Genomic DNA, 17627 nt, shown 5'->3' on the forward strand with positions numbered 1-17627 from the left:
AAAAAATTACTTTCTACGACGTTGCTTTCTTCCGCCATCACGTTTATCACCACCTTTTGAAGACTGACCTTTAGTCATACCTACTAACGGAGACAATTCACGCTTGCCGTACACTTCACCTTTCATGATCCAAACCTTAATACCCAACTTACCGTATGTCGTTTGAGCTTCATGTAAAGCATAATCGATATCTGCACGAAAAGTAGACAATGGAATACGACCATCTTTATAAGATTCTGAACGCGCCATCTCCGCACCGTTCAAACGACCTGAAATTTGAATCTTGATTCCTTCTGCATTCATCCTCATTGCCGCAGCAATAGCCATTTTAATAGCTCTTCTAAAAGAAATTCTGCTTTCAATTTGACGAGCAACACTAGCTGCTACCAAATTTGCATCAAGTTCTGGTCTTTTGATCTCATAAATATTGATCTGAACCTCTTTATTGGTGATTTTCTTAAGCTCTTCTTTAAGCTTATCCACCTCTTGACCACCTTTACCTATAATAATACCAGGTCTTGCAGTAGTCACAGTAATTGTAATCAACTTTAAGGTACGTTCTATAATTACTCTAGACACGCTAGCTTTCGCTAAACGAGCATGAATATACTTACGTATCTTATTGTCTTCAGCTAGTTTATCTCCATAATCGTTACCACCATACCAGTTAGATTCCCATCCTCTGATAATTCCTAGACGATTTCCTATCGGATTTGTTTTCTGTCCCATTCTAGCTTTCTATATTATTATTAGACCCCAACACCAATGTAACATGGTTGGAACGTTTTCTAATTCTATGCGCTCTACCCTGTGGAGCTGGACGCAATCTTTTCAACATACTACCACCGTCAACACGAATTTCCTTTACAAAAAGGTCCGCATCTTCAACACTAGCATCTTCATTCTTTGCCTGCCAGTTAGCCAAGGCAGAAAGTAACAATTTCTCTAATTTTCGAGAAGCCTCTTTTGGGTTAAAACGTAAAATAGCCAATGCTTTTTCTACTTTAACTCCTCTAACAAGGTCTGCTACCAAACGCATTTTTCTAGGCGATGTAGGACAGTTGTTCAACTTAGCGAACGCTATCTGTTTTTTCTCGGCCTTGATTCTTTCGGCCATCTGTTTTTTTCGAACTCCCATAGCTTACTTTTTACCTTTGTTCTTGGCTCCTGCGTGACCTCTAAAAGATCTTGTTGGAGAAAATTCGCCTAATTTGTGACCTACCATATTCTCCGTAACGAATACAGGAACAAACTGTCTTCCGTTATGAACAGCTATAGTCTGACCTACAAAATCAGGTGTTATCATCGATGCTCTTGACCACGTTTTTATAACGCTCTTCTTTCCTGAAGAAGCGCTTTGCTGGATTTTTTTCTCCAAGCTATAGTGAACGTAAGGTCCTTTTTTTAACGATCGTGCCATTGTTTCTTACTTTATTATTTCTTTCTACGTTCTAGAATATACTTATTCGTCTTCTTGGTCCTAGTACGCGTTCTATAACCTTTAGCCGGGATTCCGTTTCTTGATCTTGGATGACCACCTGAAGCTCTACCTTCACCACCACCCATTGGGTGATCGACAGGGTTCATTGCTACTGGTCTAGTCCTAGGTCTTCTACCTAACCATCTACTTCTACCTGCTTTACCAGATACTAATAACTGGTGATCAGAATTAGATATAGCTCCAATTGTAGCCATACATGTAGATAATATTAATCTAGTTTCACCTGAAGGCATCTTAACCGTAACGAACTTACCATCTTTTGCCATTAACTGAGCAAAAGTACCTGCGCTTCTAGCCATAACAGCTCCTTGACCAGGACGTAATTCTATACAAGAAATAATAGTACCTAATGGTATTTCACTTATTGGTAATGCATTCCCTATTTCAGGAGCTACATTACTACCAGAACTAACCTCTTGCCCTACTTCTAATCCGTTCTGCGCAATGATGTATCTTTTCTCACCATCTGCATACTTCAATAAAGCAATAAAACCTGTTCTGTTAGGATCGTACTGAATTGACTCCACAACAGCAGCAATTCCTTGCTTATCTCTTTTGAAATCAATAACACGATACCTTCTCTTATGCCCACCACCTCTTTGGCGAATGGTCATTTTTCCTTGACTGTTTCTTCCTCCCGATTTTTTTAACGGAGCGAGTAAACTCTTCTCCGGCTTATCAGTAGTAATGGCGTCAAAACCATTTACTACTCTAAAACGCTGCCCGGGGGTTATTGGTTTTAATTTTCTAACTGACATTTCTTGCCTTTATAGATTACTGTAAAAATCAATGATATCACCTTCTGCCACATCAACTATTGCCTTTTTAATTGCATTAGTTTTACCATGCTGTACTCCAGTTTTGGTGAAACGTGTTTTTCTAGATGGACCATAATTCATGGTTCTAACTTTCTTTACTGAAACACCGTAAGTAGCTTCTACCGCATCTTTAATTTGGATCTTGTTGGCCCTTGGGTCAACTACGAAACCATAACGATTATACAACTCGCTATCAGCGGTCATTTTTTCCGTTATTATTGGCTTTATCAACACACTCATGGTTTTCTATTTTGTTAAGTTTGACTCCAATCCTTCTAAAGCACTCTCTAACAACACAATACTACTTGCATTAAGAATTTTATAAGTGCTTATTTCTGAGGAAGTTACAACTTCGGAACCTTTCAAATTTCGCGAAGACAAATATACGCTATTATTTGAATCACCCAAGACAAACAATGATTTTTTGTTTTCAAGCCCTAATGACTTCAAAACTCCTTTAAAATCTTTTGTCTTTGGCGTATCAAAATTAAAGTCTTCCACAACTAAAATTGCTTGTTCTTTAGATTTGATACTAAGTGCAGATTTACGAGCCAAACGCTTCACGTTCTTATTCAACTTCTGAGTATAATCTTTAGGTCTAGGACCAAAAACTCTACCACCACCTCTAAAAATAGGAGATTTAATACTACCGGCACGTGCTGTACCAGTTCCTTTTTGCTTCTTGATCTTACGAGTACTTCCCGCAATTTCCGCACGCTCTTTTGCTTTGTGCGTTCCTTGTCTTTGATGTGCTAAATATTGTTTAACATCCAAATACACAGCATGATCATTTGGCTCTATTCCGAAAACAGCATCAGAAAGGTCTGCCTTTCTACCTGTTTCTTTTCCTTTAATATCTAAAACTGCTACCTTCATTACTTCTCGATAGTTACGTAAGCGTTCTTATGACCTGGAACAGCACCTTTTACAACTAAAAGATTCTTTTCTGGAACAACCTTTAAAACTTTAAGATTCTGAACGGTAACTCTATCACCACCCATTCTACCGGCCATTTTCATTCCTTTAAAAACTCTTGCAGGATAAGATGCAGCACCAATGGAACCAGGAGCTCTCAAACGGTTATGCTGACCGTGAGTCGCTTGACCCACACCGGCAAATCCATGACGTTTTACAACACCTTGAAATCCTTTACCCTTAGACGTACCAACAACATCTACAAATTCTCCTTCTACAAACACATCAACACCTATAGTGTCTCCTAATTTGTAATCCTCATCAAAACCTTTAAATTCAACGACTTTTTTCTTAGGAGATGAACCTGCTTTTTTGAAATGACCTGCTTCGGCCTTATTAGCACGCTTATCTGCCTTGTCATCGAAACCAAGTTGAAGAGCTTTATACCCATCAACTTCTTCGGTTCTGACTTGGGTAACCACACATGGCCCCGCTTCAATAACTGTACAAGGAATATTCTTCCCGTTCTCGTCAAAGATGCTGGTCATGCCTACTTTTTTTCCAATTAACCCAGACATACTGATTTTAGATTATAGAATTCAGATTTAAAAAAACCCGTCTTCCGTTTATATATACTTATTTAATATTCACTAACTATCGGACAAAAAAACAGGGTCAAAACAATTCAACCCTGATTGTTTTTATCCGTTTTTCCCTCGCACGCAGCTCGGGACATGTCACCCATTCAATAAAGAACAGGTAGTAAACTATACTTTTATCTCAACCTCAACACCACTTGGAAGCTCAAGCTTCATAAGCGCATCAATAGTTTTAGATGAAGAGCTATAAATATCCAACAACCTCTTGTAAGAACTAAGTTGAAACTGCTCTCTAGACTTCTTATTTACGTGCGGTGAACGCAAAACCGTAAATATTTTTTTGTGTGTAGGTAATGGAATTGGCCCCGTTACCACAGCTCCGGTAGTCTTTACCGTTTTTACGATTTTTTCAGCAGACTTGTCTACCAAGTTATAATCGTAAGATTTTAATTTAATCCGTATTTTTTGGCTCATGTCTTAAATTTATGCTGTTATACCTTTAGACTTCTTAATTACCTCTTCAGAGATATTAGAAGGTGTTTGGGCATAATGTGAAAACTCCATTGTTGATGTTGCTCTACCGGATGAAAGCGTTCTAAGTGATGTTACATATCCAAACATTTCAGACAATGGAACAGTACCTTTTACAACCTTAGCACCAGCACGGTCACTCATATTCGTAATTGTCCCCCTTCTACGGTTCAAATCACCTACGATATCACCCATGTTTTCTTCAGGAGTAATAACTTCTATTTTCATAATTGGCTCCATAACAACGGCACCTGCAGCTTTACCCGCTGCTTTGTACCCCATTTTTGCAGCTAATTCGAAAGAAAGCGCATCAGAATCCACAGGGTGGAAAGATCCATCTTTCAATACTACTTTCATAGAATCCATCTCAAATCCTGCCAAAGGTCCGTTTTGCATTGCTGCTGTAAAGCCTTTTTCTACAGATGGTATAAATTCCTTAGGAATACGACCACCTTTAATTTGATCAACGAATTGAAGTCCTTCTCCTTCGAAATCCTCATCAGCAGGACTCATTTCGAAAGATATATCACCAAATTTACCACGTCCACCAGATTGCTTTTTGTAAGTTTCTCTGTGTGAAGCCGTTTTAGTAAGTGCTTCTTTATATTCAACTTGCGGCTCACCTTGGTTCACCTCAACTTTAAACTCTCGTCTTAAACGATCTACAATAATATCTAAGTGAAGCTCGCCCATCCCTGAAATAATGGTCTGACCTGATGCTTCATCGGTTTTAACTTGGAAAGTAGGATCTTCTTCAGCCAATTTAGCCAAAGCCATACCTAACTTATCTACATCCACTTTTGTTTTTGGCTCAACAGCGATACCAATTACCGGATCAGGAAAGTCCATACTCTCTAAAACAATAGGGTGCTTTTCATCAGACATGGTATCACCAGTCTTGATATCTTTAAACCCTACAGCCGCACCAATATCTCCTGCTTCGATATAATCGATAGCATTTTGCTTATTAGAGTGCATCTGATAAATACGAGAAATACGTTCTTTTTTACCCGAACGGTTGTTCAATATATATGAACCAGCATCCAAACGACCTGAATATGTTCTAAAGAAAGCTAACCTTCCAACAAAAGGATCGGTTGCAATTTTAAAAGCCAAAGCCGAAAATGGCTCCTTAACACTAGGCTTACGTTTTTCAACTTCTCCAGTATCAGGATTAGTTCCTTCAATATCTTCCTTATCCATTGGAGACGGAAGGTATCTACAAACAGCATCCAATAAAAACTGAACACCTTTGTTTTTGAAAGACGAACCACAAATCATAGGAATGATTGCTCTATCCATAACCGCAGCTCTCAAAGCAGCATGTACTTCTTCTTCCGTAATGGAGTCTTCATCTTCGAAGAATTTCTCCATTAAGTTTTCATCATACTCCGCAACAGCTTCAATTAAGGCAGCTCTATACTCCTTAACTTCCGCTTTCATATCTTCTGGAATATCAACAACATCAAAAGTAGCACCGAAGCCCTCTTCATGCCAAACTATTGCTCTGTTTTTAGCTAAATCAACGATTCCCCTAAAATCTCCTTCTTCACCAATTGGCAATACAATTGGAACTGCCTTAGAACCTAACATTTCAACAACCTGCTTGCAGACCATTAAGAAGTTAGAACCTTGACGGTCCATTTTGTTCACAAAACCAATTCTTGGGACTTTATAGTTATCAGCCAATCTCCAGTTAGTCTCAGATTGAGGCTCAACACCATCAACTGCGCTAAAAAGAAAAACTAAACCATCTAAAACACGAAGCGAACGGTTTACTTCAACCGTAAAATCTACGTGTCCCGGTGTATCTATTATATTAAAGTGATAATCTTTAGTATTATCAAGGGGCTTCGCATTTTCCAAAGGAAACTTCCACGTACAAGTTGTAGCAGCAGAAGTAATGGTAATCCCACGTTCTTGCTCTTGCTCCATCCAGTCCATAGTAGCCGCACCATCGTGCACCTCACCTATCTTATGACTAACACCAGTATAAAAAAGTATACGCTCTGTTGTTGTTGTTTTACCAGCATCAATATGAGCAGCAATACCTATATTTCTTGTATATTTTAAATCTCTTGCCATTTCCGATTAGAATCTAAAGTGTGAAAAAGCTTTGTTAGCCTCTGCCATTTTATGCGTATCTACTCTTTTCTTAACAGCTGCACCTTCTTCTTTCGAAGCGGCAAGAACCTCTGCTGCTAATTTTTGTGCCATTCCTTTTTCATTACGCTTTCTTGCGAAACTAATCAACCATTTCATCGCAGTAGAAATCTTACGATCTGGTCTAATTTGCATAGGAATCTGAAATGTAGCACCACCTACTCTTCTACTTCTAACCTCAACGTGAGGCATAACATTTGAAAGGGCATCCTTCCAAAGCTCTAAAGCAGTCTTCTCTTCATCGGTCTTTTTTTCTTCTACGATATCCATTGCATCATAGAAAACACTAAAAGCGATAGACTTCTTACCGTCCCACATCATCATGTTAACGAAACGTGTCACCAACTGATCGTTAAATCTTGGATCTGGTAAAAGTGGTCTTTTCTTTGCCTGTTTTTTTCTCATTACTTAATAGTTTAGAATTTTAAACTCCAATTGAAACTTTAACATCTCAACCTTTACTTAATATTCTTTGTTCATTTACTTCTTAGGGCGTTTTGCACCGTACTTAGACCTACGTTGAGTTCTTCCTGCAACACCTGCAGTATCCAAAGCTCCTCTAACGATGTGGTACCTAACTCCTGGCAAATCCTTTACCCTTCCGCCCCTTACTAATACTATCGAGTGCTCTTGGAGGTTATGTCCTTCTCCGGGTATGTAAGCGTTTACTTCCTTACCGTTTGTCAACCTTACCCTTGCTACTTTTCTCATAGCTGAGTTTGGTTTCTTCGGTGTAGTCGTATAAACACGAGTACAAACACCTCTTCTTTGAGGACACGAATCCAAAGCCGCCGATTTACTCTTCTTAGTAATCGTGGACCTTCCTTTTCGTACTAATTGTGAAATTGTTGGCATACTAACTTATATATGAATAAATAACCCCTTGTTTAAGGGTCGGCAAATGTAAGACTATTTCGCAGAAATTCAAATGGTTTCGAGTTTATTTTCAAAGAAATTAATTCTTGGTGGATTTTTACCAGAAAAATCTATTAGGAGAAAAAGCAGAGACAAGGTAGAAATCATGCATTATCAACAAGAAATATGACATAAACTAATTAATGCTATTACATAAACGTATATTGAGTACAACTAACATCCTAAAAACTATTAATCACCTTCGCTCTTTTTTCAACGACGAAATTGCCATCTTCAATCATTATTACTTATTAATGCATAAGATTTTTATAATTTAACAAGAATATTCCTATTAATAATTGATTAAAATACTATTAAAACAAGGAATTCAATCAAAAATGGCAATTATTGAATAATTCCAATTTTTTTAACAAAAACCGACACCCATATTCATTCTGCCAAATGAAAAATCGCTTTTTCTATAACTTTATGCAGATTTTCTGTGTGATTTTCTTAAAATTATTGCCTGAAACCTCATTTTATCACACCTAAAACTTATGCATGCATAATTTTGAGTTAAAAAAAATTGGATTATTAACGTGGATTTGTGACTTTTGGCGCTAGCTAATTCAAATAATTATAAAAATGAGAGCAAAACAAAAAGGATTGTTAACGCTGTTTTTGGCGTTGATCGTGCAAATTTCATTTGCGCAAGACAAATCGATTACCGGTGCGGTTTCAGACCAGGATGGTCTGCCATTACCGGGAGTTAATATTGTTGTGCAAGGTACCACAAACGGTACACAAACAGATTTTGACGGGAACTATGCTATTCAAGCAAGTGAAGGTCAATCATTAGTATTCTCTTACATTGGGTATAAAAACGAGACCCGTCCTGTTGGAGCATCAAACATAGTAAACCTTCAAATGACTGAGGATGCTCAGGCTTTAGACGAGGTTGTAGTAACTGCTTTAGGTATCAAAAGAGAGAAACAAGCTCTTGGTTATGCTACCACAGAGGTCAAAGGTGACCAAGTAAACACTGCTAAAGAAACTAACTTTATGAACTCCCTATCTGGTAAAGTTGCCGGTCTGGACATTAAGAAGAGTAGTTCTTTGGGTGGTTCATCAAATGTTATTTTAAGAGGTTACAGTTCTATTACTGGTAATAACCAACCTCTTTTTGTTGTTGATGGTACACCTATTGGCAATAATAGTAACTCTAGTTCTGGTTCGTCTGATTCAGCAGAAGACCAAACGACAGGTCAAGGTGGTTATGACTATGGTAATGCCGCAATGGACATTAACCCAGAAGACATTGAATCTGTAAATGTTTTAAAAGGTGCAGCAGCATCTAACCTATACGGATCTAGAGCAGCGAACGGTGTTATAATCATTACAACGAAGAAAGGTAAAAAAGGTCAAGGACTTGGCATAACAGTAAACTCAGGTGTGTCTTTTGCGAAATATGATAAAGATACTTTTCCTAAGTTCCAAAAAGAGTATGGTGCAGGTTACGGACCCTACTATAGTGGTCCTGGAGGTTATTTCTTTGAGCAAGATATAGACGGAGATGGTGTTGATGATTTGACCACGCCTTTTACTGAAGATGCTTCTTTTGGTGCTGCTTTCAATCCTAATACTTTAGTTTACCAATGGGATGCTTTCTATCCAGAATCTCCTAACTATCTTCAAGCTACTCCTTATGTTGCTGCGGCCAATGGTCCAGAATCAGTTTTCAACACTGGGGTTACACTTAACAATAGTATTTCTATTTCTGCAGGAAGTGATACTGGATCTTTTAGATTAGGTTATACAAACCTTGACCAAAGTGGTATTGTTCCTAATAGTAGTATTAAAAGAAATACAGTTGATTTTAATGGTACGCAAGAACTTTCTGAAAAACTTAATGCTGGCGTTAAGGTTACTTTCACTAAGACTGACGGAAATGGGCGTTATGGAACTGGATATGATGCAAACAACATCATACAAAGTTTTAGACAATGGCACCAAACTAATGTTGACTATAAAGACCAGGAAGCGGCATATTTTGCAACTGGAAGAAACATTACTTGGAACTACGCTGGCGACCCATTAACACTAGACGGGGTTAAACCAATATTTTTTGACAACCCTTTTTGGACGCTTTATGAAAACTACCAAAGTGATACGAGAAATAGAATCTTTGGTAATTTCAACCTTACCTATGATGCGGCCGATTGGTTAAGTATTACTGGTAGAACTTCTCTTGACACCTATTCTGAGCTTAGAGAAGAAAGAACTGCGGTTAGTAGTGTAAATTCTCCTAGTGAATACTCAAGATTCAACCAATCGTTTACAGAGATAAACTATGACCTATTACTTAACTACAACTTTGATCTGTCAGAAAAACTTGCGCTTGACGGTGTTGTTGGAGCTACTGCTAGACAGTCTAGAACCGAATGGGTTGACGCATCAACTAGTGGTGGTCTTGTTGTTCCTAAGCTGTATTCTTTAAGTAACTCAACAAACTTGTTAGAGCCATCAACTGAATACTTGGGCAAGTTAAAGCAATATGGTTTTTTCGCCAATGCTTCATTTAACTATGATCGCCTAGTGTATTTAGATTTATCTGGACGATATGATTATTCATCTACATTGCCTGATGATAACAATGGTTTCTTTTACCCAGCGATATCTACATCTTTTGTATTCTCTAAATTAGTTGATGCAGACTGGTTAAGTTTCGGTAAATTCCGTGCAAACTATGCTGAAGTAGGTAATAGTACAGTACCTCAGAGGGTTTACAATTCTTACTTTAGCCCAACGAATTTCTCAGTGCCTTTATTCAGTGTTGATGGCCAAAGAAACAACAGCGATTTGGTAAATGAATTAACCAAGTCTTATGAGGTTGGTCTAGAAATGAGTTTTGCAAATAAAAGAGCTGGTTTAGATTTATCTCTTTACAAAACGAATACTACAGATCAAATCTTCCCTGTTGAAGTTAGTAGAGCGACTGGATACAGCTCAAAAGTTGTTAATTCAGGAGACATTGAAAACAAAGGTGTTGAAGTTGCGTTATTTGTAACACCAGTTAAAACTGATGATTTTGATTGGACTATAAACGGTACATGGGCTAAAAATGAAAGTGAAGTAATTAGCTTATTTGATGGTGTTAGTAATCTCGAAATGGGAAGTTTTCAAGGTGGTGTAACAATAAATGCAACCGTTGGACAACCTTACGGAAGTTTATGGGGTGGTAATTTCACTTATTTAAATGGTGAAAAAGTTATTGATGCTGACACTGGCCGTTATGTTGTTGACGCAACCCCACAGCCTATTGGTGACATAAACCCTGATTGGAAAGCTGGTATTACTAACTCTTTAAGATATAAAAATCTTTCTATGAGTTTCTTAATAGACATTCAAAAAGGTGGAGATTTCTTTTCACTTGATACTTGGTATGGTTATGCTACTGGTGTTTATGATGTTACTGCTGGGGCTAACGAATTGGGTAACCCAAAACGTGATCCTATAGCTGATGGCGGAGGTATCTTACTAGAAGGTGTTAATGCTGACGGTAGTAACAACACTACCCGTACTTCTATGGAAACTTATGCAAATGCATTAGGTTATGTTTATGCTCCTCAGGCAGCACATGTATACGATGCAAGTTATGTTAAGCTTAGAGAGGTAACTTTGTCTTACAAAATACCTAGCAAGATGTTGCAGAATATGCCACTTAATAACATCACTTTCTCACTTGTAGGAAGAAACCTTTGGATTATTGACAAAAATGCTCCATATACTGATCCTGAAGCTGGTTTAAGTGCAGGTAACTTACAAGGATATCAGTCTAGCCCGTATCCTACATCTAAAGAATATGGTTTTAACGTTAGATTTGACTTTTAAACAAAATTTACTATGAAAAAATATTTAATAATATTTGCAACAATGGCATTTTTCTCCTGCTCAGATTTTGGAGATATTAATGTCGATACTAAATCTGCAACTACCGTTCCTTCTGAAACGGTTTTTGCCAATGCAACCAGGAATTTGGTTGATCAAATGACTGAAAGTAGTGTTAATTCCAATATTTTCAGACACTTTAGTCAAGCTTGGGCTCAAACCACTTACCAGGATGAGACCAATTACAACCTCATCAATAGAGATCAACCCGGAGCACATTGGGCAGTTCTTTACAGAGATGTATTGAAAGACCTTGATGAAGCTAAAGTTATTATTAACGATACGGACAACTCAACGGTTTCTGCTGAATTGGTTACCAACCAACTTGCTACTATTAGCATTTTGGAAGTCTATACGTATCATGTATTAGCTGATTCTTTTGGAGATGTTCCATTCACAGAAGCATTAGATATTGACAATGTGTTACCTGCTTATGATGACGATGAAGCAATATATACAGCAATAATTACACAACTTGATGCAGCTATTGCTTCAATTACTGTATCGGAAGGATCATTTGGCGGCTCTGATTTAATTTATGCCGGTGATATGGCTAAGTGGAAAAAATTCGCTAATTCACTTAAATTAAGAATGGCTGTTAGAATTGAGTCTGTTGATGCAGGTAAAGCTGCTACTATGGCATCTGAAGCTGTTGCTAGTGGTGTATTTACATCAAATGACGATAATGCAACTTTTGCATATTTAGATGGTGCTCCAAATACCAATCCGGTTTGGACTGATTTAGTTGAGAGCGGAAGACAGGATTTTATTGGCTCAAATACTATTATTGACATCATGAATGACTTAGAGGATCCAAGAAGAACTGTATACTTTGCGGATAACTTACAAGAAGACGGATCATCTGACACATATGTTGGTGGCCCTTATGGTGTAAACGCACCTTACGGAGACTACACTCACTTAGGCGATCTTTTTCATCAACCTGATACTCCTGGTGATATTCTTGATTATGCTGAGGTTGAGTTTTTACTTGCTGAAGCAGCAGAATTAGGTTTAGTAGGTTCTCCTGCAGATGCTCCGGCTCATTACGAGGCTGCCATTACAGCATCTTTTGAATTCTGGGCTGTTGACGATGTTGCAACTTATTTAGCTAACCCAGACGTAGCTTATGCCACAGCTGCAAGTACTTGGCAAGAGAAAATTGCTGTGCAAAAATGGTTACACTTATTCAACAGAGGTTTTGAAGCTTGGTCCACTTACAGAAAATATGGTTTTCCAATGATGAATATACCTCCTACTTCAGGAGAAGATGTTCCACGTAGGTATACCTATCCTATAAACGAACCAAGTAGAAACGGTGCTAGTTACGCAGCAGGTGCAGCAGCCATGGGGGGTGACACAAAAACATCCACTGTTTTTTGGGACGTTAACTAAGTTCTATCAAATACTATAAAATGATTAAAGAGCCACTGGGAAACCAGTGGCTCTTTTTTATTGTAAGGACTTCTATTTTTTATAGACTATTTAAGTATATTCAACTATAAAGCATGTTACAAACACTAAAAAATAGCCTTATAATTTTATTATGCGTTGTTATTTGGTCATGTGAATCGTCCGAAACGATTCAAAACGTAGAGACCATTTCTAATGAACAGGTCACCCAAGAGCCTGCTTGGTCTATCTCTGAATCCAAAATATTAGGACCATATAACCCTTTCCCTTTAGTAACTACGGCTTCATTCACTCCAATTAATACGGTTTCCTATCAGGACAATCACCCAACAACTTTAATAAGTTTGGGACCTACTGAATTAAGAGCATATCCAAATTCTTTCATTGGACTCTATGAAATAATCAATAACGAGTACGAGAATAAAAAATACGCCATAACACATTGTCCTCAAACATCCAGCACTATAGCTTGGGACAGAACTATAGATAACAATGTAGTAACCCTAAAAGCTTCTGGTTATTTATTCAATGATAACCTTATGCCAATAGATATAGAAACTAACTCCATATGGTCTCAAATGTTAATTAGAGGGGTACGAGGCCAATACGATTATGTAAGCCCAAATACTTTTAACGTTGTTGAAACAGATTGGAAAACTGTAAAAGAAAAATTTCCAACTGCTAAAGTTTATAATGAACAAGTGAATAATGAAGTAGTAGAGAATATCTCAAGTCCGGGAACCACAAATCGTGATTATTTTAGATATGGAATAATTTCAGGAATAGCCAATGTTAAAATCCATATTTTTAAATACGACTTATTTCAAGAGCCGGGTCTAACATTACTCAACACCATAATAACTGGAAAAAAAGTACTGGTCTTAGGAAATGAGGAGAGGAACTTCGTAAGCTCTTATTATATTGACAGCAAAAGAATATACAGTGTATCTGATGAAGACTCTTTTTTTTTCAAAGATGATTTAGGAAACGTTTACAATGCTATGGGTTTAGTAGTTGATGGTCCTGAAAAAAATATGCAATTAGACTCCCCAAAAGCTTATACCGCAGCGTGGCAATCTTGGCAAGATTTTTATGATGATTTTGTTTTCTTTGAATAACAGAACCCACATTTTTTTTACTTAAATAATCTAATTAGCACCTTTTCCTACCCTAGGAATCAAGATTAAGGTCGAAGAGTAAATGTCTTAGACAAACTACATAATGTACCGATGGATTAAGTATGATAATAACTAATTTTTAGTTATTTTTAATAATTAATTCAATCACAATGTTTCCAAGGAAATTCTTAAAATACTTTTTACTATTTTTCTTTGTTAGTATGCAGCACGCATATTCCCAAAGAGAAGCTAGTAGGTGGTATTTTGGAAACAACGCAGGTCTTGATTTCAACAGTGGTATTCCTACACCATTACTTAACGGAAAACTAGAAACTCATGAAGGTTGTTCAACCATATCAGATCAGAATGGAAATTTATTGTTTTATTCAGACGGATTAAATGTATGGGACAAATCGCATAGATTAATGCCAAATGGAACCGGATTGTTTGGACACGAATCTAGTACTCAGTCCTCTATAATCATACCTAAAAACATAGAAAGAACTCAGTACTATATCTTTACCGTTGATGAACCTGACCCTGATGAAGATGATAACAAAGGTTTGAATTACACTTTGATTGACTTAACACTAAACAATGGGTTTGGAGATGTCGTTACATCAGAAAAAAACATACATCTTGTTACTTACAATCAAAGCAATTCAGAAGAACTACGTCTAAAATGTTCTGAAAAAGTATCTGCTGTACAGCATGAAGATGGCACATCTACTTGGGTGATCACCCATTTTACAGATTCTTTTTACGCCTTTAAAGTCGATGAAAGCGGGGTAAATACCACACCAGTAATTAGCCCGAGCAACACGGATGTACCCACAGGTGGTTATAAACAAAATGCTATAGGGTATCTTAAGGTTTCACCAGATGGTAAAAAGTTGGCCATTGCCCATAGCCAGGTCAGTAATAGCAATGTATCAGGCCCAAAAACGCAAAGCAGACAGTCAGGTAAAGTTTTGCTGTATAATTTTGATGCCAATACGGGAAGTGTTTTCAATGAACAGGCACTTCTAAACAGCAAAATACCGTATGGAATTGAATTTTCTCCAAAATCAACTAGATTATATGCTACCGTCAATAATTATAAAGATGATGGAAGCCCTTTAGGAAGTTCACTATATCAATTTGATTTGACATCGAGTGATATAAAGGAATCCATACAGGATATAAACTCTTCTACAAACGTTGCTGGAGCACTTCAGTTAGCTATTGATGGAAAAATTTATCGTGCAGGTTATTCCATTAATAATTCCGGTACCAGTATATCAGTCATCAATAACCCTGAAGTTTTGGGTACTGGGTGCAATTATGTAGCAAACACTATTTCTTTGGGCGGAAGATTCTCAGAATTAGGCCTCCCACCCTACGTTCAATCCTTATTTCTTCTAAAGTTTGAATTTCAAAATGTTTGTCTAGGAGATGAAACTGAATTTGAAATACAGGGTGACGCCCCTTTTGATTCAGTAACATGGGATTTTGATGATGGCGCTACTTCCAATGAAATATCTCCAAAACATACATACTCTGCTCCTGGAGAATATACAGTTTCTCTTACTAAAACTATTGGTAGCACAGTAAGTGATCCTATTACAAAAACTGTTATTATTTTTGACACTCCAAAGACACCTTCGGATATAGTTGAATATTATCAATGTACTAATACACCCAATAGTAATGGACTAGAGAAATTCAATCTCGCTAATATAAATTCTTCAGTCAGTTTAGATGCTGATCAAATTATAAACGTATTTTATTATAATGATTTGCCTAGTGCAGAATTGGATACAACCAACGTAAATGCACTACCAATGGAGTATAAAAACGTCGTGCCAGATGAATTACTCGTAGCCAAAGTATTAAACCCAATTAGTTTATGCTATAGCTATGCCGAGGTGAAATTAAAAGTTAAGCAAACCTTGACTTTAGATATTGCTAATCTGAATGGATGCGCATTAGATGATGGTACCGGTGAGTTTCGCCTTGATTTAAAAAGACAGGCTATTCGTAATGACTTGAATTTAACTGAAAATAGTACCATTCAATTTTATCTATCAGAGAACAAAGCGCTTTTAGGATCCGGAGATTACTTACCTGATACCTTCATATCAAGCACCAATACAATTTATGTTAGAGTAGAAAATGAAAACATCTGTTATGGTTCGGGTACATTCGATATCGAAATTGAACAATTCGATATCGAACCTAACCAAGACGTATTGCTCTGTGGTACTGATCAAGAAGGTACGACCTTAACATCTGGTATTAAAAATGAATCTAATACCAGCTACACCTACCTCTGGTCAACCGGTGAGATGACATCCACAATAAACACGACTCAGGAAGGAATCTATTTTGTAACTGTTACCAATGACACCGGGTGTTCCGCTACTAGCACTATTTCAGTCAAAAAAACTGAGCTACCCGGTATTAAAAACATCAAGGTCTCAAATGATATTGTTGAAGTCATAATGAATAGTAATAGATCGTTTGAATACAGTTTAGAATATGATGGCAACTATCAGCAAAGCAATATCTTCAAGAATGTTGCTACGGGCACCCATATGATTTATGTTCGAAATATAGATGGATGTGGAGTTATTTCGCAAGAAGTTTCTGTTTTAGCCTATCCAAAATTCTTTACACCCAATGGCGACCAAAGTAATGACTATTGGCAAATAGAGGGATTTGGCTCTGAGAATCAAATTAATGCGCGTATTTCTATTTTTGATAGATTCGGAAATCTTCTAGCGCAAATAGACCCCACTTCACAAGGTTGGGACGGGAATTTTAACGGTCAGCCTCTGCAATCCTCAGATTACTGGTTCCGCGTATCATTGGCCGATGGAAGGCTACTACGAGGCCATTTTACGCTAAAACGATAATATACATTATGAAAACAATTAAGATATTGATTATTTCAGTATCTACCCTTCTCCTTTTTTCATGCAGTTCTGACTCTGTCGATGAGGAAGTAAAAGAAGTAGATATTACATTTGAAGACGTAGACAAAAGCTTTTCTGAACTGGTTGTTAACGAAGGTAATAACGATTATACCTTGGAAGTTCCTGACGGACTTTCTTGGAATTTTAGAGTAACTGCCCCCGAACCTTCAAATGAAAAGAAATCTCTTTTTATTAATCTTCATGGCGCTGCCGGGGGGAGTCCAGATGCACATAAAAATACATCTTGTTATTTAGAAGCAGCTACAGCTTCAATCAATGCGTATGTAATAAGTCCGAACGGCGGAACAAATCTATGGTTTGAACCTATAAACCAATCCCAAGTTATGGGACTAACTACACTTGCCCTAAAATACTGGAATATTGACCCGGAGAAAGTAGTCGTAACAGGTTATAGCAACGGAGGCATTGGAAGCTGGTTCTTTGCAGAAACACAACCTGAAGTTTTTAGCGCAGGTATTCCAATGGCCAGTTCTTACAATACTACAAACACAAATGGGGAAGCTAGAGAAATCCCTACCCCATTATATGTAATTCACGCGGAGAACGACGAACTCTTCCCCTTATCCGAAACCCAAGCGTGGGTAGACCAATCAGTTGAAGCAGGAAGTACAATTGAATTTGTAGTAGCAGGCGGTTTAACGCACACGGAACTTTGTGAATACGCATCCTATTTTGAAGATGCTGTCGACTGGCTTACTACCTCCATCTGGAAATAGCCAAAGTATTGACGGTATTTTTCTGAATCAAGCCAATTATTCTTATAACAGAATCCAATAATATAATTCTGT

Annotated in this window: 16 protein-coding genes; 5 read left to right on the plus strand and 11 right to left on the minus strand. The window is 37.4% G+C overall.

What is annotated here, in order from left to right:
• Positions 1–6: 6 nt before the first annotated feature.
• The 11 genes from rpsC to rpsL form a co-directional block, all read right to left on the minus strand.
• A complete protein-coding gene (rpsC, locus tag IWB64_RS02385; protein WP_155594688.1) occupies positions 7–729 on the minus strand; it encodes a 30S ribosomal protein S3 in 723 nt (240 codons plus the stop codon).
• Position 730: 1 nt separating this feature from the next.
• Positions 731–1138, minus strand: a complete 408-nt coding sequence (rplV, locus tag IWB64_RS02390) for a 50S ribosomal protein L22 (protein WP_155594689.1) — start codon at positions 1136–1138, stop codon at positions 731–733.
• A 3-nt stretch (positions 1139–1141) separates the two neighbouring features.
• Positions 1142–1420, minus strand: coding sequence for a 30S ribosomal protein S19 (rpsS, locus tag IWB64_RS02395; protein ID WP_013993861.1), 279 nt, complete (start codon positions 1418–1420; stop codon positions 1142–1144).
• Between the two features lie 14 nt (positions 1421–1434).
• Positions 1435–2259, minus strand: a complete 825-nt coding sequence (gene rplB / locus IWB64_RS02400) for a 50S ribosomal protein L2 (protein WP_194532500.1) — start codon at positions 2257–2259, stop codon at positions 1435–1437.
• A 9-nt stretch (positions 2260–2268) separates the two neighbouring features.
• Positions 2269–2559, minus strand: a complete 291-nt coding sequence (gene rplW / locus IWB64_RS02405) for a 50S ribosomal protein L23 (RefSeq protein ID WP_194532501.1) — start codon at positions 2557–2559, stop codon at positions 2269–2271.
• A gap of 6 nt (positions 2560–2565) precedes the next feature.
• Complete coding sequence (rplD, locus tag IWB64_RS02410) at positions 2566–3195, minus strand: 50S ribosomal protein L4 (RefSeq protein WP_194532502.1); 630 nt, start codon at positions 3193–3195, stop codon at positions 2566–2568.
• Positions 3195–3812, minus strand: coding sequence for a 50S ribosomal protein L3 (gene rplC / locus IWB64_RS02415; protein WP_194532503.1), 618 nt, complete (start codon positions 3810–3812; stop codon positions 3195–3197). The genes rplD and rplC overlap by 1 nt, the downstream gene beginning before the upstream one ends.
• Before the next feature lie 189 nt (positions 3813–4001).
• The gene (gene rpsJ, locus IWB64_RS02420; protein ID WP_008613600.1) at positions 4002–4307 is read right to left on the minus strand and encodes a 30S ribosomal protein S10; all 306 of its coding nucleotides are present in this window, start codon (positions 4305–4307) and stop codon (positions 4002–4004) included.
• 9 nt (positions 4308–4316) lie between these two features.
• On the minus strand, positions 4317–6449 hold the full coding sequence (gene fusA, locus IWB64_RS02425) for an elongation factor G (RefSeq protein ID WP_194532504.1): 2133 nt from the start codon (positions 6447–6449) through the stop codon (positions 4317–4319).
• Positions 6450–6455: 6 nt separating this feature from the next.
• Positions 6456–6932, minus strand: a complete 477-nt coding sequence (rpsG, locus tag IWB64_RS02430; RefSeq protein WP_194532505.1) for a 30S ribosomal protein S7 — start codon at positions 6930–6932, stop codon at positions 6456–6458.
• A gap of 75 nt (positions 6933–7007) precedes the next feature.
• Positions 7008–7382 carry a 30S ribosomal protein S12 gene (gene rpsL, locus IWB64_RS02435; RefSeq protein WP_010519393.1) on the minus strand — a complete coding sequence of 125 codons (375 nt, stop codon included), beginning with the start codon at positions 7380–7382 and terminating at the stop codon, positions 7008–7010.
• Positions 7383–8027: 645 nt separating this feature from the next.
• On the opposite strand from rpsL, the gene IWB64_RS02440 reads away from it, so the two are divergent.
• From IWB64_RS02440 to IWB64_RS02460, 5 genes are all read left to right on the plus strand, one after another.
• Entirely contained in the window at positions 8028–11273 is a 3246-nt protein-coding gene (locus IWB64_RS02440; RefSeq protein WP_194532506.1) for a SusC/RagA family TonB-linked outer membrane protein, read from the plus strand.
• A 12-nt stretch (positions 11274–11285) separates the two neighbouring features.
• A complete protein-coding gene (locus tag IWB64_RS02445) occupies positions 11286–12725 on the plus strand; it encodes a SusD/RagB family nutrient-binding outer membrane lipoprotein (RefSeq protein WP_194532507.1) in 1440 nt (479 codons plus the stop codon).
• A 113-nt stretch (positions 12726–12838) separates the two neighbouring features.
• Positions 12839–13861, plus strand: coding sequence for a DUF3179 domain-containing (seleno)protein (locus tag IWB64_RS02450; RefSeq protein WP_194532508.1), 1023 nt, complete (start codon positions 12839–12841; stop codon positions 13859–13861).
• Between the two features lie 221 nt (positions 13862–14082).
• Entirely contained in the window at positions 14083–16758 is a 2676-nt protein-coding gene (locus IWB64_RS02455; RefSeq protein WP_194532509.1) for a T9SS type B sorting domain-containing protein, read from the plus strand.
• Between the two features lie 8 nt (positions 16759–16766).
• Positions 16767–17555: a prolyl oligopeptidase family serine peptidase gene (locus IWB64_RS02460; RefSeq protein WP_194532510.1), complete on the plus strand. Its 789-nt coding sequence runs from the start codon at positions 16767–16769 to the stop codon at positions 17553–17555.
• Positions 17556–17627: the final 72 nt, after the last annotated feature.

This window comes from Zobellia nedashkovskayae (assembly GCF_015330125.1).
GTDB lineage: Bacteria > Bacteroidota > Bacteroidia > Flavobacteriales > Flavobacteriaceae > Zobellia > Zobellia nedashkovskayae.